The following is a 26,432-nucleotide window of genomic DNA, read 5'->3' on the forward strand; positions in this document are numbered from 1 at the left end:
AAAGGAGGACCATCGACGAAACCTGGCGGCACATTGGTAACCTGGTCGAGGCGATCCAATCCGATGAATGTGCCAACTATCTCGAAAATGCAGGCTACGTTTCCGTCAAAAGGTGAAACGCTCTAGTTCTTCGGATTTTTCCACCTTGCTTTGGATTGTTCCGCTCTATGCTTTGGCGCTCGACCTTGTCTTAGCCACCGAGTAGGCGCTGCACCAAGGCACCGATTTGGGAATACGTCTCGCCGCTCGCGAGCTATCGACTCGCAATAATTGCACGACCGCAACAGCCCTGCCCTATTTCGCAATGGATGCAGACAACAGTTTTGCCGGTATCGAGTTGTCGTCCGCATCCGTAACAAGGAGAAGTTCCAGCCTGTCGTTTTCAAGCCGTGCGCTGATGCCCTCCACCTTGTATGGCCGGTCAAGTAGGTGAAGGGAGAGCAGATGCCCGTCATTGTCTGCGATCCCAATCGTAGCCCCGACGCAGCGCCCATCGTGATAGGCGTCGTCAGTATCTTCCGCCACGGCGCAGAACACCATTTCTCCACCGGGAAGAACTGCGGCGTCGGTGAAGCAGAGCGGAATTCCCTCGATAAGACCAAGATCCAGCCGATCGATAGCGACTGGCGCGACGGCATCGGCTTGCGAACTTTGTAAGGCATCGAGAACTTGCCGCAGCGGATAGCGGATGATCGCGTTGTCGGCATGTCGCTTGTTGCCGCGCTGGAATAGGCGCAACTCGTTACCAACGACAACCGCACCTTCAATATTGAGTTCATCGAACGCTTGGAGAAGCGGACCGACAATCGGGGACATGTCAAATTCATGGGGTGAACCGCAGACCGCACCATGCGCGTCGAGTGCCAGCAGCGCCCCGCGACCGCGGTTGGGCCTGGATGCCGATCCCATAACCAGGAGCGCGCCATGCGGAAGGTGGTCGAAAGCCGGAACAAAGGTGATCGCCTCAAGGTCCGGCTTCTGCCGTTTTCGCTCAGCCTTGCCGCTGGGCAGCTCACCGGTAAACAGTCGGATCAGATGGCCAGGTTCGGACGTATCCTTTGAAAACACCCCGAGGTGAAGTTCGTCATCAGCAACCACATACATGGTCGACCAGACGCAGACGAGCCCGCTTGCAGCGCTGATATAAGAGGGCCGCGCGGTCGGCACTTTCGGGGAGACGTCGAGCGCTCGTATCTCTGTAGCGTTGATCATTGCGCTTTCTTATCAGTCCCAGCCGTCTCACTCCACCGCTACGCGACAATGATCTCCCTACCTTCGCCTTCCAAACCTGAGCCAAGGCAAAAGCAGAGGTCGGCTCGTGGAATATTCCGCAGCCGGCTGAAAAGCAGTCGCGCGCGATACGGCGGTAAATTTTTTTGCCCCAGGGCAAGGCTTGTCCAAAACAACAGGTCCCAAAATTCGGAAGATCTTGACATCGGTGCCACCGCCGAGCATGCAGCGAGTGTAACATGGTTACCTCGATGGGCTCGGCGGCGCCCGCAAGGTGGCTAGGCGATTTCTGTCGGTAAAACCTTGGCCACGATGGCACCGTCCCGTCTACACTGGGCCGCCGGAACTTTGGATGCGCGGGATGGTTTGATCTGCAGGAGGAGATCAGAATGCACCGCAGCCCGCCCCACCGGCACGAATTCCTGTTCTACATCTTGCAGACCGTTGCGCTCGGCTGCCTTATCGCTGGCGCCGTCTGGCTTGCTTTAAATTGAGGCCAGTCAGATGCGGAAAAATGCAATGATCGGCCTCCTTGGCGTGGTCGTGATAATCTTGCTCGCGGCATTTATGATGCGCGGCCCAAGCCAGCCAAACTCGGGTGCCCCGGCCTCGAACCCTCCACCTGCTGTCGCGCCGCCCGCAAACAACTAGACACCTCCGGCTCTAACTCCTCGGTTGAACAACGTTGTCTCTCGCAAAGATAGAGGATGACCGCACTGGCGCGCGGAGCGCCTCTGCGTCGCAACTGCTCTAAGATGGAACTGTCGCCGATATGGATTGTTCGCGCCTAACATTGTTTTTGGAGCGCGTAGTGCTGAACCACATCTTCCGGTCGTTGCGGCGCGGCTGCGGGCCTGCCGGCTTCTTCATCGGCCTCGCCTTGGCCGGGTTTTTCGATGGGATCCTCCTCCACCAAATCCTGCAGTGGCATAGCCTCTTCAGCTCACTCGATGGCCAGGTTTATCAAGACCTCCGGTTTCGGATGCTGACGGACGGGGCTTTCCACGCCGCAATGTACGGCATTGGACTTGTTGGGCTGTGGTTACTCTGGCGCGGTCGCTATGAATTCGCCTCGGACGGATCCGGAAAGCGGTTCGCTTCAGCGTTGCTGTTCGGATTCGGCGTCTGGCATCTGACCGATGCCGTCCTGAACCATTGGCTCCTGGGTCTGCATCACATCAAGGAGGACAGCCGAAACTGGCTGTTGTGGGACTTGGCGTTCCTTGTCCTCGGTCTGGTGTGCGCGGGCCTCGGCATAACCTTCGACCGATTTGGTGGCCGCCGCCGCCTGAGCAACACGGTAGCCTCGAGCGTCGGGATCATAGCTTTCGCGGCGGGCGCTGTCGCTGCGTCCCCGTGGTCAAATCCGCGGCCGGTGACGGTCGTATTCAAGCAGGGCATCAGCCCGGCCGCTGTTCTCGCCGCCGTGGAAAATGCCAATGGTCAGATTTTGTGGAGCAACGCTGATGGCGACGTGTGGGCGATCGCCTTAAAAAGCGGTTTCGACGGATGGTCCTTCTACCGTTACGGCGCCCTCTACGTCAGTGGTTCGGTGTTCGGCATGGGATGCTTCAGCGCCACTCCCGCGCCCTCCACTTAGCAAGCCATCGGTCGAAGAAGGGCAAAAGGCGACGGTGCGGATTTCGATAGCTGCTTAAGCAAGCGAAATCACCTCAGTGCGAAATCAGCGGCCCCCACAGGAACGAAGCGGCACTTTTGCAGTTCATTTCCTGACGCGCAGGCTGGTTATTCGCCGAGACGCAGAACGGCGTTCGCGAAGCAGCGGTGCCGCACCGAGCGCCACGCCGGCCCAGTATCCAGGGTCAGAAGCGTCAATGCCCCGACCGGGAGCCAAAATGATTGAAAGGGACTTGCTTTGGAAAAAACCGGAAACGAGCAGAGAAACTCCGACGAGGTACCCGCCACAACCCCGTTTTCCGCCGAAAATATATGTCGGAAATGCAGCGGCAAAGGCCAGGTCGGTGGGGCGCGATGTCCCGACTGCAATGGAACGGGCAAGGTCAACACACCTGTTGGAGGGGCAGGCTAGGCTCTGATGAAACAAACAGAGCGCACGCTTGACGATATCCTTGGGTCAATCGGAAAACGCTCCCCCGACATCCCTGGCAGTACTGCGTCAATCCTCGCGGGGTTGATGGGACTGTCGATGGCAAAAATGGCCATCCTTGTCTCCAATCATCCCATAAACGATCCCTGTTTGCGCGCGGCCGTGGAAAAAATCGATCGACTGTCGTGCGATCTCTTGCAAGCAGCAGAACAAGACCGCAGCAACTTCTTGAACTACATGGAGGTTTTGCGGGACCGCTGCGCCGTGGAAGGCAAGCAAGCTGATGTTTCCGCTGTCCGCGAGGCGGAATCCGGCGCAACTGCCCAACCTCTCGATGCAGCCCGTCTGATCGTCGAGGCGCTAGAACACCTGAACGAGATATCCTCCTTGGTGGATCACTCGGTCGCGAGCGATCTCCACGCCGGAGCCGCAATCCTCAATGCCTCCTTTACCGGTATAATCATGGCCGTGAAAATCAACCTGGAGCCCGACCGCATGGCCGATATGCGCCAACATACGGCGGGGAAGCGGGCAGAGCTTGCTGCGCGCCGCGACACCGCATTCGCTGGCCTTAAAAGAGCAGCCGCGCCACAGGGCTTCCAATACTAAGGCAAAAATGAACCGCCGGATCGGCCGACTGAGACCGCCGATCTCATAGGGCGGTTGCCGGGCAGATTGTCCGTGGCCCTTACCTCAGCAAAATCATGTCGCGGATTTGGTCCCCCCGTCGGGCCGACCATTTCCTCCCAGCGACGACGCTTCCTCTACGATCCTGTCGCGAGCCACGTCATGAACCTCGGTGGCGATGGAGACTGCCTTGTGAACGGCGTCCGAGGCCAAGTCTTCAGCTCTATCCAATACCCTCGACGCCCCGGACGACAGCCCGTCCTTTACAGTGTCGGCCGCCGCGCCGACCGCTTCATCCTCCTCGCTGGTGTGTGGCAGGGCCGCTCCAATTGCGGCGCCGACCGCGAAGGCGAGCGCGCCGCCGATCAACGGCTGGTCCTTGAAATGCCTGAGGATTGCCTCGTTGAACTGAGCGCCGGTATCCAGCGAGTTGCGTCCTGCGCCGGAAATCGCGTCGCGCATCTTTCCGGCGGAGCCTGACACGGCCTGCCATGTTTCCGAGGCCCATCCGGATGCCTGGTCGAAAAGCTTACCCGCCTCGTCACGCAGATCGTTAATCTGCCGCCCGGAGGCATCTGCAAAGCCCCGAAACGTTTTCCCACTGTCGTCGATGAAGTGCCCGGCTCGGCGCCCACCTTCGTCCGTCAGCGCCTTGAAGCGCCTTCCGGTACTGTCTGCGAAGTGGCTGTACCGATCGCCGCCGTTGCTCTCGACAGGGCCGATCCGTCGGATCCCGCCTTCGACGACAGCCAACGGATAATCGGGGCCGCTATCGCTGCTCGGGCCGGCCGTGTTTTTTTGACCCGCCATCAGCCATGCAAGGCTAACTCCCATCAACGCGACCGGAATTGGGTTGCTTTTCAGCGCATTCGAAAGATTGCCGACATATTCGCCACCGCCGCTGGACTTCGCATAGGCTAAAACCTCGTCCACCAACTGGCCCGGTGACATGCGCTGCTGAATGGCATCAATCCGTTTCTCGATGCGCTGACGATCTTCCTCTATCTCGCGCTCGATATCGGCCGCGTCTGGTTTTCCCGAAGTGTGGGCCATTATGTTCTCTCCTTGATGATCTGTGCATCCCGCTTCAGCGATGCAGACGTCCGGTCGAGATTGAGATTGTTGCCCCTGAAAGCGGCCAGGCCGCGAGACATCAGGCCCCAGGCAACCAGCGCCACGACGATTCCGACGACGACGGAAGAGATCGCGTCTGCACTCGGTTCCGACATGCCACGAGTGACGAGGAACGCCGTCAACCCCCTGACCAGCGCCGCGAGCAAAACACCGATCGCTGCGATGGCGAACACCAATCCGGCTGCAAACGCTTCCACTCCGGTGACCGCAGAGGACATTTTTTCCGCAGCCTCGGTTTTGGCCAGGTTAATCTCCTTGCGGAACAGGCCAGTTATATCTTCCACCAATCCGCTGATGAGTTGGGGGAGCGACGAATTTTCCGATGAACTAGCCATTGAAATTTCCTTCCGATCTTTGCTCATCTGATGGAGTCCGGTTCGACGCGTTGCCCCCGCCTGTTTCTCCGTAGGCCGCAAAGGACGGAGTTCTCTCCGTCGGGCTGTCGCCGCGGCGAGCCGAAGCAGTCAGAAAGCGGCTTGCGGCCAATCCGGCGATAGCCGCCATGCCAAGGAAGGCGAAAGGCTGTTTGCGCCCGAAGTCTTCTGCCATGCCGGCGACTTCGCTCATCTTTCGGTCTTGGATATCGTTCGCGAACCGCTGGATACTCGAGCCAATGCCTCTGGTCATCCGGCCGATATCCGCCTGATCGCCTGTCTGGAGTTCACCTCCGACCTTTTCAAGGGCAGCGGCGACCCCAGCAAGTTGCTTCGCAAGGAAATTCTTCTGGTCGGCAGCAGCGTCCTTTGCCTTGTCGCTGACGCTTGAAATTTGATCCTGGGCAACTTCCTTGATTGTTTGCACGTCTTCCGAAAGCGTCTGCCGCAAGTCGTCGGCTGCACCCGAGGGCTCAACGGCGGCAGCGTTGCCAGCCAATCGATCTCCCTTAGCCGCGGCGTAACTCGAGGACGAAGCGGCCTGGCCGCCCTGGCCCGTACCAGTCTCAGTCATAGGATCCTCCCGAATTGAAATCGGCTTCACCGCGAACCATCGCAGTCATCGGAGCTCCAACCGGGAACGGGTAATATTGTTCCTGGGGGCGGGGGCGAGGAAGGAACGGGCAGGCTGTTTGCTACGGGCGCACGTCGATCTGACGGCAGCAAGACCGGAACTTCGCTGGCATTTCCCGCTGGATCAAACCTCACCTACACCGGATACGGCTGCTCAGGCTCTGAGGGAAACATCAACGCTCGTTTCTTGGGAGCAGCATGAAGCAGAGGGAAAGGAGCAAGCATCTGAGATGTGAATGGAAGAATGCGCATGGCACGCGGAACTTTGGCGGGCTGAATTGGTTTGCCGGCTCTCTGGGGGAGCCTGCCATGATTGGGCAGTGTCCCTTCCCCAGGCACGTCATCGGTGTTGATCGACAGATGTGTCGCCTGCGGTCTGCGGCGCCGCCGCCCGAGTAATACCATGAAGATCGACCCTGCCGACATTTTCAACCCAGGCGACTTTGCCAGCGCACGGCGTCTCAACCGTGTCCTGTCATGGATGCCGCGTTACCACGCGGGCAGACGGCTGAACGCCAGGCTGATTGACAGCGTTATCGGGATTGGCCAGCGTCTCCTGCCTGGAAGTCGATGGCCGGACATATCGATCGAGACTATCGAGCTGCCGGTCGGTAACCATCAGACGATGATCCGCATTCTCCGACCTCGACCGATAGTCAAAGCTCTTCTCCTGCACTTTCACGGTGGGGCGTGGGTCTTGGGCAATTCCCGGCTCGACGATGGCTGGAACATGCGGATGGCGAAATCGTGCGGCGTCACCGTCGCCAGCGGCGATTTTCATCTTGCGGTGGATGACGATCTTGAGCGGACGATAGAGGACGCCGTCGCCATCACCGGGTGGGCCCTGGATCATGTTGCGGACTTCCAAACGCATCAGCTGATCATCGAAGGCGAATCTTCTGGTGCACACCTTGCCGCGTGTGCGCTGACCCGCCTCGCCAGACATCGCTCGCTCGAAGAGGTAGCCGGATTTGTCTCGTTGTGCGGAGCCTTCGACCTGGGCGGATCGAAAAGCCTCAGGACAGCGAAGGGCAGTCTGATCATCGAGCCCAAATCGGCTGAGAGGAACCTCGACAGATTGACCGCCAATTTAGCGTCCGACGCGGACCTTTCGCCAGTTTTCGCGGATCTGTCAGCAATGCCCCCTGCCCTATTCATTGCGGGAGCGCTTGATCCCATAGTAGAGGATACCATCCGCATGCATGACCGCTGGCAACGCCAAGCCGGCAGGTCGGACCTCCTTGTCGTGCCCGAAGGCCCTCATGGCTTCGAACGGCTACCGACCCGGCTGGCTGCTAAAACCCGGCAATTCATGGCGGACTGGATCAACCGGACATTGTCGTAAACCCAGCCGGTAATATTCCAGTTGAAGTAGCGTTATGGCCTTACCGGTTCACTAGGCTGATCTGAAATGGTTACCGGCCTTCAAGCCTGGAGAATTCTCACGGTTGAGATTTTCAAACGAGTAGAAGCCTACGCGGAAAACTGCAAATGAAACAAGGTTAGTCGAGCGCGTGATCTTCGACCTCGACTGCCAGTCGCTTGTCGTGGGTATCAAGCGACGGCCCTTTGGTTACTGCCCTGGACTTAAACAACTCCGTCAAGTTCGAGCCTCAGATCATAATGGAGCCGTGTGGCGTCGTGCCTCCGGATAACGCACCGCCGGCGGTCCGACGGCTTGACCTGCGCCTCGCTTCTCGGCTCGCTGGTCTTCTTGAAATCACGCTTGGCACGGTATTTTGAGAGATTGTCGCCCATGCTCAGCGGCTCGACACACGGAGCGCACCGGCGTCTCCAAGACTGCGCTCGACGGCGGTGACTTGGCTGGATGCGATATCCACCGAGACCTCGATCTCGCCTTCGAGAGGCACGTCGCGACGGGCGCCCTCTTCATGGGAGACATCGCCGCCCGACGGCGCCGAGCCGACGGAATTGCGGTCGGTTGCCGACTGAATAAAGATGTCCGGCCTCGATATGCCGTGCTGCTGAACCAGATGTTCGACGGCAAGATCGGCTGCTTCGCGTGTTTCGAAAGTGGCCCGGATTGTCGTAGTGCTGTCGTCCGCCATTGGGTGTCTCCCGATGTTGATTTCCACAGGATGTGAATGCCTTCGGTGGCGGCTGGTTTCGATCGCAGTGAGAAGACGCCGTCGAATTCGGTTGATATCGCACGTAAGCCTGCTATGTTCTCTTTTTGTTTCGACTCGAATTCCAGGGCCGATCTATCGTGATCCTAAAGCCGCCATGGACGAGATGAACTCAACCCCGGTCCGGAAAATTATACATGTGGACATGGATGCCTTTTATGCCTCGGTCGAGCAGCGCGATAATCCGGACCTACGTAACAAACCGATTGCCGTCGGTGGCTCGGCCGCCCGCGGTGTAGTGGCAGCGGCAAGCTATGAGGCACGAAAGTTCAGCGTTCACTCGGCAATGCCATCTGTGACTGCCAAGCGCAAATGTCCCGAGCTGATTTTCGTGCCTCCGCGCTTCGACGTCTACAAGGCTGTGTCGCAGCAGATCCGCGAAATCTTCGCCGAATACACGCCCCTCATCGAGCCGCTTTCGCTCGACGAGGCTTATCTCGACGTTACCGAAAACCTCAAGGGCATGGAGATCGCCACCGAGATTGCGTTGGAGATCCGCGCCAGGATCAAGCTGGTCACCGGCCTCAACGCCTCGGCCGGGATTTCCTACAACAAGTTCCTCGCCAAGATGGCGAGCGACCTCAACAAGCCCAATGGACAGGCAGTCATCACGCCGAGGAACGGGCCGGCCTTCGTTGAAGTCCTCCCGGTCAATAAATTCCATGGTGTCGGACCGGCAACGGCCGAAAAGATGCATCGGCTCAGAATCGAAACGGGCGCGGATCTGAAAGAGAAGACGCTTGAGTTCCTGGTGGAGCATTTCGGCAAGTCAGGACCGTATTTCCATGGCATCGCCCGCGGTATCGACAATCGCCAGGTCAAGCCGGATCGGGTGCGCAAATCCGTCGGCGCGGAAGACACATTCTCGCAAGACCTCCACGCCTTTGAGCCTGCCCGCGAAGGGCTTCAGCCGCTGATCGAAAAAGTGTGGGGTTACTGCGAGGCCAATGACATTGGCGCCAAGACGGTGACGCTAAAGGTCAAATATGCCGACTTTACCCAAGTCACCCGCAGCAAGACGGTCCCTGCACCCCTGTCGGCGATCACTGATTTTCAGGATCTGATCGGCCTGCTTCTCACGCCGATTTTCCCACTGAAAAAAGGGATACGTCTGCTCGGCGTCACCCTGTCCTCGCTGGAGCGGCAAGCACCGTCTGCGGAACCGCAGCTAAGGCTGGCGCTTTAGACCGCCAGTCTTGTCCAACCAGGAGGTTGGGCGTTGGACCCGAAAGCGCGCTCCAGCTGAAGCCGACGCTGGATGTGAGGATCGGGAGGGAGGCTGGTCCAGGCATGCCTCGACGCTAGGAGTGATACGTATCGCCTTCAAGAATGCCGGAGTGGAATTCATCTCCGAAGACGACGGGGGGATGGCGTGCGGTTTGCGAAACCGCAAACGAAATTGCGCTGAGAACCCGCTCAGATAGCGGGCGGCAAGTTGTTATGGCACTCCCGCTCGCTGGCAAGGGCGTCACCTGAGCTCACGAAAGGTGATCGAGTAGCGCAGCCGATCGACAGGCGGGATGGAATGCTCCCATTCATTCCTGCTTGGCCCTGACAGCAGATAGGCCGAGCCGGGTTCCGCTGATATAGAAAAACGTTCCCATTTGCTACCAGCTCGCCGTCTCAGCCTGAACCTACAGCTAGATAGAAGCGACAGGCCGACAACACGGGCGAAGGCCGCTTTGTCCCTGTGCCAGCCGATCGGCGCGCCAGGCTCATATTCCGTCACCAATACCTGCTGCAAACTGTCAGGCCGAATGCCGGCGAAATGGGCAGCGATGTCGCGGACTGGCAGCAGATCGTCGGGTATCGCTTCAGTCTGACGAAGGCGCTGCGTATCGAAATCAAACTTCCAACCGAAGGAGGCAACGCGCCGCTTGCCTTCGTAGCCATGGAAATCGAAGGGCTTCAGCGGCATTTCCTTGATAAGGCGCACCAGGTCGGCCTGCATCCCCGCAGGAACCACATCTGGCAAGTAACGGAAGCCGGCGGGAAAAAAGGGCGCCTGCTCCTTAAACAAATCGGCCTGCATGGGCATCACCGCGCTTCTTCGGAGTTTACGTTAGACACGTGCCGACTGAGCCTGAACCACGACGATGATCTCGTCTGTCACGCCGGTGTCGTCTTGGAAGTCATCGGTTTGGTTGCGCACGGATGGATGGGCTGGTGCGGTCGGATCGGTTTCATCGCCTCCAAACCGAGGGAAATGTACTCGGTTCCCGGAGCTCTGCTCGCACAGTTCGCGGATTGACCTAATGAAGCACGGACCGCGCGTTCGACCTGTTCGAATATAAGTGCAGGAGCATGACGCCCTGCCTCAGCAAAAGCTCGGCGGCCGCTAGGTTTTCTCCTTCCGGATCATTAGCGCATCCTACGATCGAACCCGCCAGACATCTCGAATTGGCGGCGAAGCAAGTGTCGCCCTGTTCTTCGGCTTGACCAGCAGCTTGCCTCAGCGCGTCGGTGACGGTGTCAAGCAGTTGGAACCGCTCGACGGGATCCATTTCTACAAGGGTTTTGGCAATTTCTTCCATGCTGTCTCCTTCGCGCACGCCGTCGCTCAGCCACTGGCGGCGACGGAACGGCATCATACTTGAAACTCACCTGGATAGTCTCAGAGTATATGGGGTGCCGAGAGCAAGCGAGCAAATCATGGCCGCCATGTATTCCGTGCATGCATTAGGCTCACCTAAGGCCAGTGGCGAGTTGGCGGGCGTTGGGAGGAAGGCCACCGCCGCCAACCGAACATACGAAAGGCGTTGCCATACTGGTCGTCGACCGGCGAGCCTTGAACGCTAGCGAACACTATCTATTTTAACAACGACCCTTGGTCCGGGCCCCTCTGGCGAAGTCTTCGGCGCTTTCGTGATGTCGGACCGTTTCCGACATGTTTGCCGAACCAGTGATAGGTTTTTTGATGATCTCGGATATCGCAGCCTGGCTGTTCGCTCTTTTTGTCATCGATCCTCTTCAGGCTGAGATAAGCGCGCATCTGGAACGCGCCAATGCTCCCGTAGCCGCAATCCAGCAATCTCGCCAGTGCGTCGAGTCACATGGACCGCGGCTTTTGCAACGCGCCGGCGAAGAACCCGGTTGGGCGGTCGCTACGGCCGTGAGCGTTGCAGTCGGCTGGATCTCGCCGGTACAGCTTCTCGACGAAGGCGACCCGAACTGCTCTACCATCATAAAAGTTTTTCAGATCGAGAATGACCATGTCAATGGAGCTTGATCATGGGGCCAGAGGTAGGCACGGCAGCTAAGCCGCGTGGCATCGCCTCAGCTACGCTTGCAAAGCTTGCCTAGACGGCCCGCGACCGCGGGGGACTTTAACACAGGAAGACACAACCGTCTGTGCTTCTTCTCCGATTCCACTCCCTTGCTGAGGAGGGACAGCTGATGGCGGAATCCCCATGTTACAGATGATTTGTGGACACGATGCCGATCTTCGATGAACAGACGGGACGGCCTGCGGTAGAGGAAAGTGCGCGTTCAGGGAGGGACGTAGGCGTGCGCTCGGCCGGTCGAAGAGCATCATCAGGAATGGCTAACTCGCCAGTGACGATGTGGCCGGCGAGTTAGCCCTGGTTATTTTTCCCTCAGGTTTTCGTTGCCTGATCTCGCGCGTCGAGAAAGTAGCGGTTCTACCGCTCCAAGACACGTCGCGCCATGGCTGCACTTCCTTCAGCTCGTCGGTACATGACTTTCTTCTCACGGCTTAGGCTTGTTTTAGCGAGCCAGCGATAACCGACTTCGCTCTGATGCGCGCGGCCTTGCGATAGGCTCGAGGTGTGAGGCCCGTTTCCATCCGGAAGTAGCGATTGAAGTTGGACAGGTTGTTGAAGCCGGCCTCGAAACAGACGTCGGTGATCGTTGTCTCTGTCTCCGCAAGCAGTGTGCGGGCTCGCCAGACGCGGACCGAACGGCTGTAGTCGGAGAAGTTCATGCCTGTGAGACGCCGAAAGGCGCGCGAGAAGGCAGAGGGCTCGAAACCGACCTGTTCCGCCACCTCGTGCATCTGCGCGCCGGGATTCGATTGCAGGATCTGTATCGCCTGGTCGATCCGACGGTGCCTGCGGTCCGACACCTGATTATAGACTGAGAGAAAGTGTTCGCTCGCAAGCAGGCGCTTCGGCGATGCAGCCTCGATGTCCTGCAGAATTTCCAGAAAGAGCCCTAGTCCGCCCCGGTGGCCGACGGCGTGCAGTTCAAGGATCTTGGCCCCGATGGCGAAGGCCTCTGGACCCAAAACCTCAATCCCGCGCTGAGCGAGTGGCTTCAGTCGATGGAGCACGTCAAACTCGGGACAGATCGCACGGACGCCAATCAGGGCATCCGCGTCGAATTGTAGGACCAGGTCGCGGCCGGGGATCTCCGGTGCGCCGGGTGTAATCCAATTATGCGGCAGATTGGTGCCCGTGAGCATGAGGTGTCCCGGCCGAAAGGGGCCAATATAGTCACCGACGTAGGCGAAGCCACTCGCACCCGGGATGAAATGGATCTCCCATTCCGGATGATAGTTCCAGATGCAGATCGGATTGGGATAGTCGTCCCGCCGGATCAGATAGGAGGCGCCTCCTGGCAGGACGATCTGCTCGCGCGTGGCAGTGAAGGTTTCGGAGATCGACTGCGGAAAATCTGATGCAATAGGCATTCACAGACTCATGTTGTTGCGCACAGATGTCAAAATAATACTAGTTCTGCGACGAAGACAAACTAGTTCGCGCTGATAGCCTGCGCAAAAATGCCCCCTGTCGATGGTAAGGGAGTTTACCATCTGAGGGAGGAAATCATGACACTCAATGCTCTCCGTGCCGGTTGCGCGGTCATCGCCATGCTTGCCGCATCCAATGCTCTTGCCGCCGCACAATGCACCGACGACGTGCGCGTCCTGGCACAGCCGCGTGACGGTCTCACACTTCTCGAGGACTATGTGGACGAGTTCGAAGAGCTCTCGGGCGCGGGCTTCGAGATCAGCTATCTCAACGAAAATGACCGCCGCGCAAAGTCGCAGGCCGACGCCTCGACCGTTGGCAGCTTTGACGTTTACTACGTCGATGAAGCTAACCTCGCACTTTTTGCCTCGTCCGGCTGGATCGTCCCCCTCGGGGGCTTTTACCCGGCCGAATATGACTACAACGACTTCGATGCCGGCATGCGGGCTGCAGCCACCTATAATGGCAAGCAGTGGTTTGCGCCGGTGCAGGGCGGCGGCGACCTGATGGTCTACCGCACCGATCTCCTGAAAAAGGCCGGCATTGCGCCACCAAAGACGTGGGACGAATATCTCGCGGCCGTACAGAAGCTGCATGACCCGGCGAACGGCGTCTACGGAACCGCCCTGCGCGGCCAACGTGGCTCAGGCGCTAACGTGTGGCGCTGGATGCCCTTCTTTAAGGCCAATGGCGGTGAGTGGTTCAAGGACGGCAAGCCGTCCTTCAACTCGGATGCCGCCTTGAAAGCGACCAAGACCTATCTCGAGCTCTTCAAGTATTCGGCACCTGGCACGCAGACCGGTTCCTGGGACGAATCCACCGGCGCTTTCCGCTCCGGCAAGGTGGCAATCATCATCGAATCCGCCCCGCTCGGCGGCATGTCCGTCGACAAGGCGCAGAGCCAGGTCGCCGACAAGGTCGCCTTCTCCGTACCGCCCTCGCCACTGCCGGGTGGCGGCTACGCCCATGGTTTTGCCATCGCGTCCAAGGCAAACGCGACGGATAAGGAAAAGGCCTGCGCCGGTCTCTTTGTCGCCTGGGCCACGTCCAAGGAGCAGGAGGCCCGTCGCCTCGCCGCAGGGCAGCCGGGCGAACTGACGCGCACCAGCACCTATCAGAGCCCGGAATATGCCAAGACCTTCGGCCAGAACCTTGCCGACGCCATGGCTGCGACAGGCGAGAAAACCACTGTCACCTTCTGGCAGGATCCGCGCTGGCAGGAACTGGGTAACCAGTGGGGCATCATGCTGGAAGAACTGATCACCGGCAGCCGCACCGACATCAAGGCGACGCTGACCGAACTTGAAGCCTTCGCCGCCAAGCTCTGACACTTCCTGAGCCCTCTAGCGGGCGCGTCTGTTGACGCGCCCCTTTTCCCATCCGAGGATTTGCCATGCGCCGCGGCCGCTCGCTGCCCTACGTTTTTCTGGGACCCACATTGGGTATCCTGATCGTGCTCGCGCTCGTGCCGACGATCTACGCGATCAACATATCGCTCCAAAATCGCACCCTTTCGGCCCCCAATGCAGACTATGTCTGGTTCGCCAATTACCTCGCGCTGTTTTCGGACGCCCGCTTCCTCAATGCGCTCTGGGTCTCCTTCAAGTGGGAGATCATCAGCGTGACTGCGACCATGGTGACGGGGCTCGCCATTGGGATTGCGATGTTCGAGGCAGCGAGCCCGCGCATGCGCAACATCCTCTGCGTGCTCTTCATCATTCCGGTCCTTCTGCCCCGCGTCTGCGCTGCTTTTGTCTGGAAGTTCGCCTTTCACCCGCTCTATGGCGCGCTGACCTGGCCGGTCAGGGAACTCACCGGTATCACGCCGGACATTCTCTCGACCCCGCTTGGCGCACTTCTCGCCGTCGCCTTCGTCGATGTCTGGCAATGGGGTCTGTTCTTCGCGGTCATCATCCTGAAGCTTCTCGAATCCCTGCCGCCGCAGCCGCTTGAAGCTGCACGGATCGACCGGGCGACCCGCTTCGAGATTCACCGTTTTGTCACCCTGCCGATGCTGAAGGCGCCGCTGATCAGCCTGCTGCTTGTCAAGGCAATCGAAAGCCTGCGCTCCTTTGATCTGGTTTATGTCATGACGCGCGGTGGTCCCGGCATCTCCACCGAGACTCTCGACATGTACGCCTATTCCCAAGGCTTCATCGAAGCGGGCAAGATCTCCTACGCCTCATCCATGGCCGTCATCATGATGGTGCTGACTATCGTCACCTTCACCTTCACCTGGAAGAGGCTCAATCGATGAAGCTCTCGACCCTCCTGCTCAAGCTTTTGCTCCTTTTTGCCGCCGCCTTGGTCGTGCTGCCGCTGCTATGGACCTTGCTCAACGCCTTCAAGACCAATGCAGATCTCCTGGTTTCGACGCCGAAACTGGTCTTCCAACCGGTCTGGGACAATATGAGCTATGTCCTGAACCGCCGCTCGGTTGCACGGGCGCTCACCAATTCTCTGATCATCTGCTCGAGCGCCGTGCTGCTCGGTGCCGTCCTCGGAGTGCCAGCGGCTTATGTGATCGCCCGGTTCAAGAACCGTATCACGGCGGAAGCGCGGTTCTTCGTCCTGTCCCTCCGCTTCCTCCCCCCAGTCGCAATCGCCATCCCCATGCTGGTCATCTGGCTCGGCCTCGATCTCTACGACACCCGCCTGTCGTTGATCGTGACCTATCTCATCGTGACCGCCTCGATCACGATCTGGTTGTCAGTGCCGGCCTTCGAGCGCGTCAGCCTACATGTCGAGGAGGCCGCCCGTGTCGACGGACTTGGCCCATACGCGACCTTCTTCCGCGTCGCGCTGCCGATCGCCCGTTTCCAGGTCTTCGGCGCCATCGCCTTCTCCTTCGTCCTGGTCTGGAACGAGTTTCTGCTTGCCATGATGCTCACGACCTCGAAGGCGAAGACCCTGCCGATCATCGCCTCCGAAATGTCGCAGCTCGGCATGAACGTGCCCTGGGGCATCCTGAACGCTGCCGTCGTCCTTTTGTCTCTGCCACCGCTGATCCTTCTCGGGGTCCTTGCCGGTGGGCTCAACGCCGCATTCTCCAAGAAAACTGATCAAGGTTGACCTTCATGAAAGCACTTGTCCTCGAACGTGTCGGCGAACTTTCCCTGCGCGACATCGAACTGCCACAGCAGATGGGACCGGACGACGTTCGCATCCGCATACACACAGTCGGAGTCTGCGGTAGCGACGTGCATTATTACACCCATGGCCGCATCGGTGACTTCATCGTCAACGAGCCCATGGTTCTCGGCCATGAGGCAGCTGGAACCGTCACGGAAATCGGTGCCAACGTCACCCATCTGAAGCCTGGAGACCGTGTCTGCATGGAGCCTGGCATCCCCGATCCCAAGTCGCGGGCCTCGCGGCTTGGCATTTACAATGTCGATCCCGCCGTCACCTTCTGGGCAACGCCGCCCGTGCATGGCGTGCTCTGCCCCGAGACTGTGCATCCGGCAAGCTTCACCTACAAGCTGCCGGACAATGTCTCGTTTGCCGAAGGCGCCATGGTCGAACCTTTCGCCGTCGGCATGCAGGCGGCTGCCCGGGCGAAAATCACCCCTGGCGACACGGCGGTGGTCACCGGTTGCGGCACGATCGGCATCATGGTGGCGCTGGCGGCGCTTGCCGGCGGCTGCTCGCGCGTCCTGATCTCGGACATTTCCGAGACGAAGCTGAAGCTTGCCGAAAGCTATGGCGGCATCACCGGTGTCAATCTCAGGCAGGTAGATCTCATTGAGACGGTCAACGACGCGACCGAAGGCTGGGGGGCAGACATCGTCTTTGAATGCTCCGGCGCGCCGGCAGCAATCCGCGATCTGTTCAAGGTGGTCAGGCCAGGTGGCACCGTCGTGCTCGTTGGCCTGCCGCCGGAACCCGTCGCAGTCGACCTTGCAGCGGCCTGCTTCCGCGAATGCCGCATCGAAACGGTCTTCCGCTACGCCAACGTCTTTGACCGTGCCCTCGCCCTGATTGCCGCCGGCAAGGTGGATCTCCAGCCCCTGATATCGGGCACCTACGGCTTCGATCAGTCGATCGCTGCCTTCGAACGCGCTGCCGAAGGGCGGCCGGAAGACGTCAAGCTGCAGATCGTCGTGGACAGGGAGGGAAACTGATGGCCATCGTCGAATGCCGGGCCATCCGCAAGGTCTACGGCGCACTTGAAGTCATGCGCGATTTCGACCTGAAGGTCGACGATCATGAATTCGTTGTCTTCCTCGGTCCGTCAGGTTGCGGAAAATCCACCATGCTGCGGATGATCGCGGGGCTCGAGGAGATCTCGGGCGGCGAGCTTCTGATCGGTGGCGCGAGGATGAATGACCGCGATCCCGGGGACCGGGGCATCGCGATGGTCTTCCAGAACTACGCCCTCTATCCGCATATGAGCGTGCGCGAGAACATAACCTTTGGCCTTGAGCGTTCCGGCGTCGGCAAGGCCGCGATCGACGACCGGCTCGTTCCGGTGGTTGAGGCCCTGGGCCTGGGTGTCTACCTCGCCCGTAAGCCGGCAGAACTGTCGGGTGGCCAGCAGCAACGCGTTGCGATCGCACGCGCGATGATCAAGACGCCCGAGGTGTTTCTCTTCGACGAGCCGCTCTCCAACCTCGATGCCAAGCTGCGCGGCAGCCTCCGGGTCGAGATCGCGCGGCTCCATCGTGACCTGAAGACGACGAGCATCTATGTCACCCACGATCAGCTCGAAGCGATGACGCTCGCTGATCGGATCGTGCTGATGAAGGACGGCCGCATCGAGCAGATGGGCACACCCGAGGAGATCTACCAGGCACCGGCGACGGTCTTCGCCGCCGGGTTCATAGGCACGCCGAACATGAACTTTCTGCAATTGCAGTTGACGGAAGAATGGCTCGGCGACAACCTCGTCAAATTCGCAGCACCTGGCGGAATTCGCCAGGGAGAGGTAACCGTTGGGATCCGGCCCGGCTCATTCCGCGTGAGCGAGGAAGCCCAGGCATTTCGCGGTACGGTCGAACGCAACGAGTTTCATGGAGAAACACGCCTCATCAGTCTGAAAAATGAGCGTCACGAGATCAACATCTCAGTTCCGGCGCACATTAGGCCTGCAATCGGTGAGGTGCTTGGTGTTGAAGTGGCTTCCTCCGACATCCACGTATTCGATCCCGGCACCGGACTGAGGTTAAACTAGGATCGTTGTTGTTGGACCGATGATTGCGTCCCGTCGATGGCGGGACGCCTCTGAATATATCGCCCTGAGCGTGCTGAGGGATATCTGAGTTATGCGGCCCCGTTCAACAGAGTTCAGAGCAGGCGACGCGCGACGCGGTTCAGGGGCTCCAGGTGTTCAGCTGCACGTCTGATGAAGCCAACCCAGGCCGGTCGCCAGACCTTAAGTGTAGTTGACCGGCAGCCAGTCGAAATTCGTGCTGTCTTTCCGCACATGCCCGATGCCCGGAAAGGCGATATGCGCACCTGCCACTAGATATTTGCCTTCCGCCGCCCGCTTGAACGCAATGTCGCGTGCAGCCACGGCGGCCTTTTGGTCGATATCGAATTCGATCGCGACGCCGGGTTCGTCGAATTGCAGAATATCGCCATGGGTGATGTCGCCCCAGAATACAATCTTCTGGCCTTCGCTTTCCAGCGTGATGGCGCTGTGACCCGGCGTATGCCCCGCATAAAGAATGGAGCCAAGACCGGGAACGGGCGCTGCGTTATCCGCGAAGGTGCCGAATTTTCCGGCTTCGACGTAGGGCGTCACGCACTGATCCGCCTCGCCAAAATGCTGCTTGACGATGCCGGTCGCCGCCGTGGCGTTCGCCGCACTCAGCCAGAATTTGGCCTCCCGCTCATTGACCCGCAATGTGGCGTTCGGGAAGGTGCGCTTGCCATTGCTCATCAACCCGCCGGAATGATCGGTGTGAATATGGGTGAGGACGACATCATCGATGTCATCCATCTTGTAACCGCACGCCTCGATGTTGGACACGAGTTTGCCGAGCGATGGCCCTAGATAGGTACCGGTGCCCGCGTCGATCAGTACCAGTCTTTCCCCGGTGTTGACGAGGAAGGCGTTGACGGAGGTTGGAACGAGTTCCGGCAGAAAGGCATCGTTCAAGGCGCTCTGCGCATGTTGTTCGCTGGTGTTGGTGTACAGCTTGGCCAGCGGCAGAGCTACAGTGCCGTCCGACAGGGCCGTGACCTCTGCGGAGCCTATTTTAAGCCGGTAGAAACCAGGTGCGTGATCAACGGCATAGGGTGCCTTGGCGAAGGCGATTGACGGTGCGACGAAGGGTGCGGCGATCAAGCCGCTTAGAGCAGTTTTGAGAATAGAACGACGGGATGGCATTGGTTTACTCCATGGGTGATGGTTCGGAACGGCTTGCAAGTTCCTGCCCATCAGCTAAGGATGCCTTGGTCAGCAATCAAATCGATACCATTCATGCAAGTCATCGATCATTTCAATCTACGTTCCTTCGACCTCAATCTCCTCGTTGCCTTCGACGCAATGATGGAAGAGATGAGTGTGACCCGTGCGGCCCAGCGGTTGAAAATCCAGCAGCCTGCCATGAGCCACAATATCTCCACCCTGCGCACGCTGTTTCAGGATGAGCTTTTCATCCGCGTAGGACAGGTGATGAAACCCACGGCACGTGCGCTCAACTTGTCTGGTCCGGTGCGGCAGGCCTTGCGGCAGGCGCAGGCGGCCGTGTTGACGGCGGACGCATTCGATCCGGCCACCGAACAACGCACATTCCGGCTGGGACTTTCCAGCGAGGTGGAACTATTACTGCTGCCCGATCTGACCGCGCGTCTGCGGGATATCGCGCCGGGCATCCGTATTCTGGCCCGCGGTGGTGATGCGCAGGAGGTCGACGCGATGCTCGATGCAGGCGTCGTCGATCTGTCTGTGGGGTGCAGTTATCTGCCGGACTCACGGCACCACTGCGAACCGCTGTATCAGTCCAGCGTATTGTGCTGTTTTAATCCGCAATTGCTGAAGCTCTCCAATCCGGTAGGCCTTGATGCCTATATGGCCGCACAACACGCGGTGATCTCCCAGACCGACAGCCTGCATGGCTGCGTCAAGGATGCTCTGGAGCATGCGGGTGCAGAACTGGAAGTGGTGGCGGCAGCACCCGATTTCATGTCGATTTTGGCCACGGCGCGTTCGTCTGCGGTGATCGCCACCGTATCATCGCGCATCGCGGCCCGTTATGGGCCACTGTTGGGACTAGAGGTCAGCCCGGTGCCACTGGCGCTTTCTTTTCCACCGGTGGCTATGGTCTGGCCGCTTCAGATGGACAGCGATCTTGGCTGCGCATGGTTGCGGCAGCAAATCCGTGACGCGATGCTGAGGACGAACGGGAGCAACGTCGCGGATATTGCAGCGTGACGTGCGGGTGTATTGAAGGCCACGCCGTCAAGGGACACGAACCTGCAGCCCGTCCAAAATTTCCACCAGGCGCTGGTGCGGCACAGGCCCCGACGCCGACCGGCAGAACCACGAGGAAATGGGCTTCCATGACGGCTGGGCACATGCCTCAACCAGCTCCAAGTGCTACCCTGGAGGCCGCATCGACGGCTCGATCGGGATCTTCGGCGGAACCGCTCACGCTGACGGTCCAACCTCGAATTCGACGAAATCGTTGGGTTTGCGGTCTCGCACCACGTAACCGCTGTCCGAAATGCGGAAAATAATGACCTACAAAGCGTGAAGCCGTTACATTTGACGGCCGTGTCACGCTCGATTGACGGCAAGGTTGTTATGTGCCTTGCCAACAGACTGCTTGGTGGCTCGAACGGGAAAAACGGTCGAGCCACCTCTTTTGCGGGCAATAGGCGACCGGTCCCTGCTCGACCACCTTGCCGCGATAGATCACCGCAACATCGTCGCAGATATAGCGGATGACGCCGAGATCGTGGCTGATGAAAAAGTAGGTGAGGCCGAGCTCGACCTGCAGCCGGTGCAGCAGGTTCAGCACATCCGCCTGGACCGAACGTCCACGGCCGAGGTCGGCTCGTCGAGGATCAGGAATTCCGGATTGACCGCCACCGCCCGGCCAATGCCGATGGGCTGCCGATGCCCGCCTGAGAAATCGTACGGTATATGGGTAGCCTTCAAGCTGAAGCCCGACGTGACCCGCAGCGTCCCAATCCGGTTCAAAGTCTTCGCCGATAAGGCTGTCGGCTCCGGGGCGACCTTCAGATAATCCAGATTGTCAATCGGCTCGGCATATTGACCCCTTGGGGCTGCGGATAAAAAGTTGGACTAATTTACACGGTTAAGCCAAGGCTCTCTTGGTACTCGACCGGGTTGCGTGAGCCAGTGGTAATTTGATGCGCTTTTCATTGTGCCATCGGATGTAAGCATTAATCTCGCGGACAAACTGCTCGATTGTGATGGTCTTCCAATCCCGAGGGTAGAAGAGTTCCGGTTTCAACCGGCCGAAGAAGCCTTCGCATGCTGCGTTATCCTGTGAACAGCCTTTGCGGGACATTGAACGTACCAGCTTCGCATCGCTGATCCGAGTGAGCCAGCCGGGCCAGCGATAATGCGCTCCATGGTCGGATGGACGACTGTCCCGCCTTCGGCATCGAGGCTCGCCCGCTGAAATCGTCGCGGCATAGCTGATCCTCGGATGAATCAGCAAAAGCATCATCCTCAACAGCAGCAAATGTGATGGTGTGGAACGGCCCTTCGCGCCGGCATCCAGGATGCCTATCGTGGTGACGCCAATCGCCACAAGACAGAGGGAACCGTTCCATGGAGAAGATTACCACAATTGGACTGGATTTGGCCAAGTCGGTCTTTCAGATCCACGCCATCACTGAAGGCGGGCACGTCGCTGTCCGCCGTGCCTTGCGGCGATCACAGGTGTTGGAGTTCTTTCGTCACATCGAACCATGCCTTGTCGGAATGGAAGCATGCGGGAGTGCCCACTACTGGGCCAATGCGATCGGCGAATTCGGTCATACGGTGCGGTTGATGCCGCCAGCGTACGTGAAGCCCTACGTCAAACGTAACAAGACCGATGCCGCCGATGCGGAGGCGATCTGCGAGGCGGTCACGCGCCCGACAATGCGCTTCGTGCCAGTCAAAACACCGGACGAGCAAGCTGCCGGGATGGTTTTGAAGACCCGAGAGTTACTCGTGCGTCAGCGAAGCCAGACGGTGAATGCGATGCGTGCTCATATGGTCGAGCTCGGGATCGTCGCCGCGACCGGCATGACCAGTATTGCAAAGCTCGTCGCCATTTTGCGCGACGATCGTGACGGTCGTCTACCAAACTCGGCCAGAGCTGCGCTTTTGGAGATGGCCGATCAGATCGAAAGGCTGACAGAAAGGGTTGAGGTGCTCGACAGTAAGATTGTCGCAGCAGTGAAAGCTGATGATGCCACACGTCGTTTAACAACCATCCCCGGCGTCGGTCCTATTATTGCAGCGACTGTTCGTGCCGCGGTTCAGGATCCGGCAGCCTTTCGAACAGGGCGGGATTTGGCGGCCTGGATCGGCATCACGCCAAGAGCGAACTCCAGCGGAGGGAAGGAGCGGCTTGGCAAGATCTCAAAGCGCGGCAATAAGCAGTTACGAACTCTACTGATTGTCGGTGCTACATCGATCCTGAAACAGGCTCGGAGAGGTTCAAAGCTATCTGGCTGGGTCGTTTCAATAATGGACGACGCCCCTACAAGGTGGCAGCCGTGGCGCTGGCTAACAAGATGGCCCGCACGATATGGGCGATTTTGGTCAAGGGCGGCACATACCAAGCGCCAGCGATGGCAGAGGCGTAGGAACAGAATTCCCGGCGTTCCTGCGTCGGGATAAAGCGGCAAGGTACGAAAGGGTGATGAACCCGAGGGGCGATACCTCGATGTCGATCAGACCGTCTGACTCACTGCGCCTTTAAGCGCGCAAAATTGATTAGGCGATCGACATCGCGGATCTCATCGTGGCCAGCGGTCAATGACCGCGCTCACAGGCCGGACATATGACTGCACCGTCCGGAGGTGATTTGCGCTGAAAAACCTTGCCAACCGGGCCGTTCCACATATGAGTCAGAGCCGAATAAGGACCCGCTTTTGGGGTGATCGGCGTCCAAACGGGGCTCAGGCTCGGTTTTGATGCAGTTGTAATGATGATGCCTTGCTGCCTCCATTTCCTCCGAATAGCTCCGGAAGAACAAGTTTGCGGCCCCGAATGCCAAGGGCAACGATGAGGCCGAGGGAGATCAGGCGGCTGAAGACGGGCTGCTCGCTGAGCAACTCCAAGACAGGTCAGTCGATCAGTATAGTGTGAAATTAGACAAGGTCTGGTTAAGGCATCCCAGGCGCGGGCGGATGAGCTGCAGGTCTCAATGAGGAAGCCGAGAGGGCCGCACCGTGCTTTTCAGAAAACTGACTTCTTCGGAAGAGTGTTCCGATCCCTCATGTCCGCTGGCGCGGCTCTGGCTTCATGGGCGACGACGGCCTGCAAGAATCGCTCGAGCAGCGAGTTGAAGCTTTCCGGATTTTCCCAGAAGGGCGCGTGACCAACACCCTCCATCACATGAGCTTTGCCCTCGAAGAGCAACTGGATGTTCAAGCCCGACAGATAACTGAGTTTGACAAAAGGATCCCGCGAGCCGTTTACGAAGGCAATGGGTATGTCCGCCTGTTCGACCGCGCGGCGCTGATCGATCCCCTGCCCCCTCAGCATTGCGCGCGAGAAAATCGCTCGCAACCTTCCGTCAGAGCGTGCGATCGCGTCTCGAAAAGATGAATTGGTCGTGCCTCCGAAGCAGAGAGACTGAAACCGGTCCACGTCGCGGGACGTAAAGTTCTGTTTTGATGCAAGAAGAATGTCGAATGATGGGCTAAAACCCCGCAGCATCCCGACGAGACCATTTGGGACGGGCGGCGTCCCGCATAACAGGAGGCCGGAAATGCCCTTGCCGCTGCCCGCCATCTCAACCGCGACATGGCCGCCAAGTGACCATCCGAATACAGGGAAGCGGTGAAGGCCCAAGCGGGCGGCCACCTCGCCTATGCAGTCCGCAAGACCGGTAACGGTGTAGGTCGATTGCGGATCTCGGGCATCGCTCGATTCGCCGTGCCCAGGAAGATCGATCGCAATCAGCCGCCAGTTCCGGGACAGATGGCTTTGTAATTGTCGTGTAAACACGTGCCTGGAGCTGCCGGAGCCGTGTATCATAACCAGCGGCGCGGCCCCGGTCATGGTGTCGCTGATGCACACGGACCCGTGGCGGGTGTCGATTGTACGGTCAAATACGGCCATAAGCTGCGGATCCCGAAAGCACAGCTTCAAGTCTTGCACAACAATGTCTACGGCAGGTGTATGATCATCCTAAACCGGATATAAACAAGGTTGCATCGGTACGAAGCATTTCGATGCAGTCACGTGCCATACATCGATCATTTGCCTTGGCGATGCATACGGGTTAGGTCTGTCGGCAGCAGCAATTGTAACCAACCTTAAAATGGTGGGCATCAAGATGCACATTCTTCTCGACTTGATCATTTCGATTGCCAGCCTGACTATCGTCGGGTTCTACGCGTGGTCGTTGCGCGGCCATTTCAACTCGCCGAAAATGGAAGCCGGAGCAAAGCTGATCTCGGTGGTGGTCATCGCCACGACAGCGTTTTTTCTGTATCTGGTCTGGTCCGGAGGACAGATGCGATGGGTGCAAATAGTTGGACTGGGATTTGAACTCGGGGCGGCGAGCTTATTCTGGTGGGCGGTGTTGGCGTCGAGAAAGGCCAGGTTGCGCTTTGCGTTCGACCCCGAATACCCAGATAGTCTTGTCACCGACGGCCCCTACCGATACCTGCGGCATCCGTTTTACACGTCCTACCTGTTGTTCTGGTGCGGCTGGGCCCTGGCATCTTGGTCGATATGGTCGATCCTGCCGGTCTTATTTTTTACGATTGTCTATGTGATTGCAGCCCGCAACGAGGAGAGGAAATTCTCTCTATCACCGCTGGCGTCCGAATATGAAGCCTATCGGCGCAAGACGGGCTTCCTGACACCACGATTTGATCAGCGATAGCCTGGCTCCGAGGGAGCGGTAGCGCGTGGCGCGTTCTATGGGACGCTTTGGGTCCAGGACCGGGCCATTCAATGTAACGCTCGTCGCCGGGAAGCACGGCTTTTCGTCGAGGCTCTACGTGCCGAGGATGGCCCGACGGGCGACTCCCGCGCCGCCACGCTAAATTCTTTCATCGACACCCGGCATTTGCCAGGTGCCACAGGTCGGGTTACTTTCGTAAACGTAAGCAAGAAATGCCGCAATAGATCTTAGCATCAATCATCCCAATAGCTTTGAACGCACCATATGTCACAACCAACCCTTAGAGAATTCTCCACGGTGGTCGACTTGTACTACCGTGCGGCCTATGAGGCGGATGGCTGGACCGAGGCCTTAGACGCTACAACGCGTCTTTTCGGGGGCTCCCGTGCTTGCATCATTTTAACGGATCCCATCTCCGGTTTTCGTTCCGTTGCTTCAGTCGAAGACCCCGAGTTTATTGGAACCGAGGCGCTTGAACTTTCCAGGAACGACATGTTGACCAAGGCGTGGCTGCAAGCGCCCCTCAACAGGGCGAAGCGTTATCGCGAGATGGTCGATCTGGACGCGTTTCGACAGGGCGACTATTCGAGGAGGTTCTTCAAACCCCGCGATATGGACAACGGCTTGTTGTGCGTGTTCCGTAACGGACGAACGACACGCTGGTCTGTCGACATATCCCGGAGCAAGGTGCAGCCGGAATTCGAGCGTAGAGACGTTGATCTACTCGAGCAGTTGGCGGGACATATCAGGCGTGCAAAGGAGCTCGAGATTGCCCTCCGTCATGCCGCCTTTCCCGGGATCGCCAATCTGTTGCATGCCTACATGGTGGTTGATGGACGCGGCAAGGTACTGGAACTGAACCAAGCCGCAGAACGGCTTCTGGTTCAAAAGGACGCGGCCGTTCGGGTAAGGTCGGGATACCTTCGCACGACCCGTGACGAAGACGTGCCGAAGCTTGAACGGCTTGTCGCGCAGTCATGTGCCCCCCTGGATGACAAGCGATCCGGTGCCGGAGGCATGGCTATGATCGCCTCCGATGACACCGGCATGTTGACGTCCCGACAAGTGGTTTCCGTCACTCCCTTGCCTATGGCTGGCTCAATAGAAATCTTCCCCGAACGCTGTGCTCTTATCCTGATCAGAAAGGTAGAGGCTACCGCCGACGTAAATCTTGCCGAACTGGTAAGAAAACTGTTTGGCCTCTCTCCGTCGAACGCGCGTCTTGCCGCTATTCTGGCGACCGGTCTATCGCTGCGCAATGCCGCAGAGCAACTAAATTTGAGCTACCGGACTGCCCGCAGCTATCTCGAAGAAATTTTTGAGAAGACAGGAACGCGACGCCAGACGGAGTTGATAGCTCTGCTGAAGGCAGTTGGTTCAGTCACTCTGCCGAGTCTGGACTAGCCCGCGAATGGCCGGCGCAGATCTGACTATCCAGCAACATGGGCATC

Annotated in this window: 25 protein-coding genes and 4 pseudogenes; 15 read left to right on the forward strand and 14 right to left on the reverse strand. The window is 58.7% G+C overall.

Going from position 1 to position 26,432, the window contains the following annotated elements; genetic code table 11:
• Positions 1–116: pseudogene (locus C5J26_RS33290) on the forward strand (IS630 family transposase); the annotation flags it as partial.
• A 178-nt stretch (positions 117–294) separates the two neighbouring features.
• Here C5J26_RS33290 and C5J26_RS21290 read toward each other — a convergent pair.
• Positions 295–1,212 carry a hypothetical protein gene (locus tag C5J26_RS21290; protein WP_105403605.1) on the reverse strand — a complete coding sequence of 306 codons (918 nt, stop codon included), beginning with the start codon at positions 1,210–1,212 and terminating at the stop codon, positions 295–297.
• 829 nt (positions 1,213–2,041) lie between these two features.
• Here C5J26_RS21290 and C5J26_RS21295 point away from each other — a divergent pair.
• On the forward strand, positions 2,042–2,830 hold the full coding sequence (locus tag C5J26_RS21295) for a DUF2243 domain-containing protein (RefSeq protein WP_172723926.1): 789 nt from the start codon (positions 2,042–2,044) through the stop codon (positions 2,828–2,830).
• Positions 2,831–3,286: 456 nt separating this feature from the next.
• Complete coding sequence (locus C5J26_RS21300) at positions 3,287–3,907, forward strand: cyclodeaminase/cyclohydrolase family protein (RefSeq protein ID WP_105403607.1); 621 nt, start codon at positions 3,287–3,289, stop codon at positions 3,905–3,907.
• A gap of 93 nt (positions 3,908–4,000) precedes the next feature.
• On the opposite strand, the gene C5J26_RS21305 is transcribed toward C5J26_RS21300, so the two are convergent.
• Genes C5J26_RS21305 through C5J26_RS21315 form a run of 3 tightly spaced genes read right to left on the reverse strand, consistent with a single transcriptional unit; the run spans position 4,001 to position 5,932 of the window.
• A complete protein-coding gene (locus tag C5J26_RS21305; RefSeq protein ID WP_105403608.1) occupies positions 4,001–4,978 on the reverse strand; it encodes a DUF3618 domain-containing protein in 978 nt (325 codons plus the stop codon).
• Positions 4,978–5,394: a phage holin family protein gene (locus tag C5J26_RS21310; protein WP_105403609.1), complete on the reverse strand. Its 417-nt coding sequence runs from the start codon at positions 5,392–5,394 to the stop codon at positions 4,978–4,980. The genes C5J26_RS21305 and C5J26_RS21310 overlap by 1 nt, the downstream gene beginning before the upstream one ends.
• Entirely contained in the window at positions 5,387–5,932 is a 546-nt protein-coding gene (locus C5J26_RS21315) for a nutrient deprivation-induced protein (protein ID WP_172723927.1), read from the reverse strand. The genes C5J26_RS21310 and C5J26_RS21315 overlap by 8 nt, the downstream gene beginning before the upstream one ends.
• 537 nt (positions 5,933–6,469) lie before the next feature.
• On the opposite strand from C5J26_RS21315, the gene C5J26_RS21320 reads away from it, so the two are divergent.
• Positions 6,470–7,411, forward strand: a complete 942-nt coding sequence (locus tag C5J26_RS21320; RefSeq protein ID WP_105403611.1) for an alpha/beta hydrolase — start codon at positions 6,470–6,472, stop codon at positions 7,409–7,411.
• 160 nt (positions 7,412–7,571) lie between these two features.
• Here the strand turns inward: C5J26_RS21320 and C5J26_RS21325 are convergent.
• Both C5J26_RS21325 and C5J26_RS21330 read right to left on the reverse strand, forming a co-directional pair.
• Positions 7,572–7,824, reverse strand: a pseudogene (locus C5J26_RS21325) (DNA polymerase ligase N-terminal domain-containing protein); the annotation flags it as partial.
• A gap of 2 nt (positions 7,825–7,826) precedes the next feature.
• Positions 7,827–8,135: a hypothetical protein gene (locus C5J26_RS21330; RefSeq protein ID WP_105403612.1), complete on the reverse strand. Its 309-nt coding sequence runs from the start codon at positions 8,133–8,135 to the stop codon at positions 7,827–7,829.
• A gap of 175 nt (positions 8,136–8,310) precedes the next feature.
• Between C5J26_RS21330 and dinB the strand changes: the two genes are divergently transcribed.
• Positions 8,311–9,399 carry a DNA polymerase IV gene (gene dinB, locus C5J26_RS21335; protein ID WP_105403613.1) on the forward strand — a complete coding sequence of 363 codons (1,089 nt, stop codon included), beginning with the start codon at positions 8,311–8,313 and terminating at the stop codon, positions 9,397–9,399.
• Between the two features lie 282 nt (positions 9,400–9,681).
• Here the strand turns inward: dinB and C5J26_RS21340 are convergent, their stop codons facing one another.
• Together C5J26_RS21340 and C5J26_RS21345 are read right to left on the reverse strand one after the other, a co-directional pair.
• Positions 9,682–10,245 carry an alpha-ketoglutarate-dependent dioxygenase AlkB gene (locus C5J26_RS21340; RefSeq protein ID WP_105403743.1) on the reverse strand — a complete coding sequence of 188 codons (564 nt, stop codon included), beginning with the start codon at positions 10,243–10,245 and terminating at the stop codon, positions 9,682–9,684.
• Between the two features lie 220 nt (positions 10,246–10,465).
• Positions 10,466–10,804, reverse strand: a complete 339-nt coding sequence (locus C5J26_RS21345) for a hypothetical protein (RefSeq protein WP_245437544.1) — start codon at positions 10,802–10,804, stop codon at positions 10,466–10,468.
• Between the two features lie 296 nt (positions 10,805–11,100).
• Here C5J26_RS21345 and C5J26_RS21350 point away from each other — a divergent pair, with 296 nt between their 5' ends.
• A complete protein-coding gene (locus C5J26_RS21350; RefSeq protein WP_342588859.1) occupies positions 11,101–11,442 on the forward strand; it encodes a hypothetical protein in 342 nt (113 codons plus the stop codon).
• A gap of 486 nt (positions 11,443–11,928) precedes the next feature.
• On the opposite strand, the gene C5J26_RS21355 is transcribed toward C5J26_RS21350, so the two are convergent.
• Positions 11,929–12,864 (reverse strand): AraC family transcriptional regulator, encoded by a 936-nt coding sequence (locus C5J26_RS21355; protein WP_105403614.1) that lies wholly within the window; start codon positions 12,862–12,864, stop codon positions 11,929–11,931.
• A 138-nt stretch (positions 12,865–13,002) separates the two neighbouring features.
• Between C5J26_RS21355 and C5J26_RS21360 the strand changes: the two genes are divergently transcribed.
• From C5J26_RS21360 to C5J26_RS21380, 5 genes are all read left to right on the forward strand, one after another.
• Entirely contained in the window at positions 13,003–14,253 is a 1,251-nt protein-coding gene (locus tag C5J26_RS21360; RefSeq protein ID WP_105403615.1) for a sugar ABC transporter substrate-binding protein, read from the forward strand.
• A gap of 65 nt (positions 14,254–14,318) precedes the next feature.
• Positions 14,319–15,182, forward strand: a complete 864-nt coding sequence (locus tag C5J26_RS21365) for a carbohydrate ABC transporter permease (RefSeq protein WP_105403616.1) — start codon at positions 14,319–14,321, stop codon at positions 15,180–15,182.
• Positions 15,179–15,997 (forward strand): carbohydrate ABC transporter permease, encoded by an 819-nt coding sequence (locus C5J26_RS21370; protein WP_105403617.1) that lies wholly within the window; start codon positions 15,179–15,181, stop codon positions 15,995–15,997. The genes C5J26_RS21365 and C5J26_RS21370 overlap by 4 nt, the downstream gene beginning before the upstream one ends.
• Positions 15,998–16,002: 5 nt before the next feature.
• Positions 16,003–17,049 (forward strand): NAD(P)-dependent alcohol dehydrogenase, encoded by a 1,047-nt coding sequence (locus C5J26_RS21375; protein ID WP_105403746.1) that lies wholly within the window; start codon positions 16,003–16,005, stop codon positions 17,047–17,049.
• A complete protein-coding gene (locus tag C5J26_RS21380; protein ID WP_105403618.1) occupies positions 17,049–18,098 on the forward strand; it encodes an ABC transporter ATP-binding protein in 1,050 nt (349 codons plus the stop codon). The genes C5J26_RS21375 and C5J26_RS21380 overlap by 1 nt, the downstream gene beginning before the upstream one ends.
• Positions 18,099–18,299: 201 nt before the next feature.
• Here C5J26_RS21380 and C5J26_RS21385 read toward each other — a convergent pair whose 3' ends face one another.
• Positions 18,300–19,259, reverse strand: coding sequence for an MBL fold metallo-hydrolase (locus C5J26_RS21385; RefSeq protein ID WP_105403619.1), 960 nt, complete (start codon positions 19,257–19,259; stop codon positions 18,300–18,302).
• Positions 19,260–19,352: 93 nt separating this feature from the next.
• On the opposite strand from C5J26_RS21385, the gene C5J26_RS21390 reads away from it, so the two are divergent.
• Positions 19,353–20,306, forward strand: a complete 954-nt coding sequence (locus C5J26_RS21390; protein ID WP_105403620.1) for a LysR family transcriptional regulator — start codon at positions 19,353–19,355, stop codon at positions 20,304–20,306.
• A gap of 370 nt (positions 20,307–20,676) precedes the next feature.
• Here C5J26_RS21390 and C5J26_RS33680 read toward each other — a convergent pair whose 3' ends face one another.
• The 3 genes and pseudogenes from C5J26_RS33680 to C5J26_RS21400 all read right to left on the reverse strand — a co-directional run.
• Positions 20,677–20,895: a hypothetical protein gene (locus C5J26_RS33680; RefSeq protein WP_342588858.1), complete on the reverse strand. Its 219-nt coding sequence runs from the start codon at positions 20,893–20,895 to the stop codon at positions 20,677–20,679.
• Positions 20,889–21,077, reverse strand: a complete 189-nt coding sequence (locus tag C5J26_RS33685) for an ATP-binding cassette domain-containing protein (RefSeq protein ID WP_371674167.1) — start codon at positions 21,075–21,077, stop codon at positions 20,889–20,891. The genes C5J26_RS33680 and C5J26_RS33685 overlap by 7 nt, the downstream gene beginning before the upstream one ends.
• Positions 21,078–21,187: 110 nt before the next feature.
• Positions 21,188–21,483: pseudogene (locus C5J26_RS21400) on the reverse strand (IS3 family transposase); the annotation flags it as partial.
• 194 nt (positions 21,484–21,677) lie between these two features.
• Here C5J26_RS21400 and C5J26_RS21405 point away from each other — a divergent pair.
• Positions 21,678–22,705 (forward strand): annotated as a pseudogene (locus C5J26_RS21405) (IS110 family transposase).
• 595 nt (positions 22,706–23,300) lie between these two features.
• Here the strand turns inward: C5J26_RS21405 and C5J26_RS21410 are convergent.
• Complete coding sequence (locus tag C5J26_RS21410; protein ID WP_105403621.1) at positions 23,301–24,188, reverse strand: alpha/beta fold hydrolase; 888 nt, start codon at positions 24,186–24,188, stop codon at positions 23,301–23,303.
• A gap of 217 nt (positions 24,189–24,405) precedes the next feature.
• Between C5J26_RS21410 and C5J26_RS21415 the strand changes: the two genes are divergently transcribed.
• Entirely contained in the window at positions 24,406–24,960 is a 555-nt protein-coding gene (locus C5J26_RS21415) for an isoprenylcysteine carboxylmethyltransferase family protein (protein WP_105403747.1), read from the forward strand.
• Between the two features lie 327 nt (positions 24,961–25,287).
• Complete coding sequence (locus C5J26_RS21420; protein ID WP_172746009.1) at positions 25,288–26,385, forward strand: LuxR C-terminal-related transcriptional regulator; 1,098 nt, start codon at positions 25,288–25,290, stop codon at positions 26,383–26,385.
• Positions 26,386–26,432: the final 47 nt, after the last annotated feature.

Source organism: Neorhizobium sp. T7_12, assembly GCF_002968535.1.
Classification (GTDB): Bacteria; Pseudomonadota; Alphaproteobacteria; order Rhizobiales; family Rhizobiaceae; genus Neorhizobium; species Neorhizobium tomejilense.

Bases quoted from the DNA above. Each gene is read 5' to 3' on its own strand.
- C5J26_RS21290 (WP_105403605.1), bottom strand. From the start codon at position 1,212: ATGATCAACGCTACAGAGATACGAGCGCTCGACGTCTCCCCGAAAGTG.
- C5J26_RS21300 (WP_105403607.1), top strand. From the start codon at position 3,287: ATGAAACAAACAGAGCGCACGCTTGACGATATCCTTGGGTCAATCGGA.
- C5J26_RS21305 (WP_105403608.1), bottom strand. From the start codon at position 4,978: ATGGCCCACACTTCGGGAAAACCAGACGCGGCCGATATCGAGCGCGAG.
- C5J26_RS21310 (WP_105403609.1), bottom strand. From the start codon at position 5,394: ATGGCTAGTTCATCGGAAAATTCGTCGCTCCCCCAACTCATCAGCGGA.
- C5J26_RS21320 (WP_105403611.1), top strand. From the start codon at position 6,470: ATGAAGATCGACCCTGCCGACATTTTCAACCCAGGCGACTTTGCCAGC.
- C5J26_RS21330 (WP_105403612.1), bottom strand. From the start codon at position 8,135: ATGGCGGACGACAGCACTACGACAATCCGGGCCACTTTCGAAACACGC.
- dinB (WP_105403613.1), top strand. From the start codon at position 8,311: ATGGACGAGATGAACTCAACCCCGGTCCGGAAAATTATACATGTGGAC.
- C5J26_RS21340 (WP_105403743.1), bottom strand. From the start codon at position 10,245: ATGCAGGCCGATTTGTTTAAGGAGCAGGCGCCCTTTTTTCCCGCCGGC.
- C5J26_RS21345 (WP_245437544.1), bottom strand. From the start codon at position 10,804: ATGATGCCGTTCCGTCGCCGCCAGTGGCTGAGCGACGGCGTGCGCGAA.
- C5J26_RS21350 (WP_342588859.1), top strand. From the start codon at position 11,101: ATGTTTGCCGAACCAGTGATAGGTTTTTTGATGATCTCGGATATCGCA.
- C5J26_RS21355 (WP_105403614.1), bottom strand. From the start codon at position 12,864: ATGCCTATTGCATCAGATTTTCCGCAGTCGATCTCCGAAACCTTCACT.
- C5J26_RS21360 (WP_105403615.1), top strand. From the start codon at position 13,003: ATGACACTCAATGCTCTCCGTGCCGGTTGCGCGGTCATCGCCATGCTT.
- C5J26_RS21365 (WP_105403616.1), top strand. From the start codon at position 14,319: ATGCGCCGCGGCCGCTCGCTGCCCTACGTTTTTCTGGGACCCACATTG.
- C5J26_RS21370 (WP_105403617.1), top strand. From the start codon at position 15,179: ATGAAGCTCTCGACCCTCCTGCTCAAGCTTTTGCTCCTTTTTGCCGCC.
- C5J26_RS21375 (WP_105403746.1), top strand. From the start codon at position 16,003: ATGAAAGCACTTGTCCTCGAACGTGTCGGCGAACTTTCCCTGCGCGAC.
- C5J26_RS21380 (WP_105403618.1), top strand. From the start codon at position 17,049: ATGGCCATCGTCGAATGCCGGGCCATCCGCAAGGTCTACGGCGCACTT.
- C5J26_RS21385 (WP_105403619.1), bottom strand. From the start codon at position 19,259: ATGCCATCCCGTCGTTCTATTCTCAAAACTGCTCTAAGCGGCTTGATC.
- C5J26_RS21390 (WP_105403620.1), top strand. From the start codon at position 19,353: ATGCAAGTCATCGATCATTTCAATCTACGTTCCTTCGACCTCAATCTC.
- C5J26_RS21410 (WP_105403621.1), bottom strand. From the start codon at position 24,188: ATGGCCGTATTTGACCGTACAATCGACACCCGCCACGGGTCCGTGTGC.
- C5J26_RS21415 (WP_105403747.1), top strand. From the start codon at position 24,406: ATGCACATTCTTCTCGACTTGATCATTTCGATTGCCAGCCTGACTATC.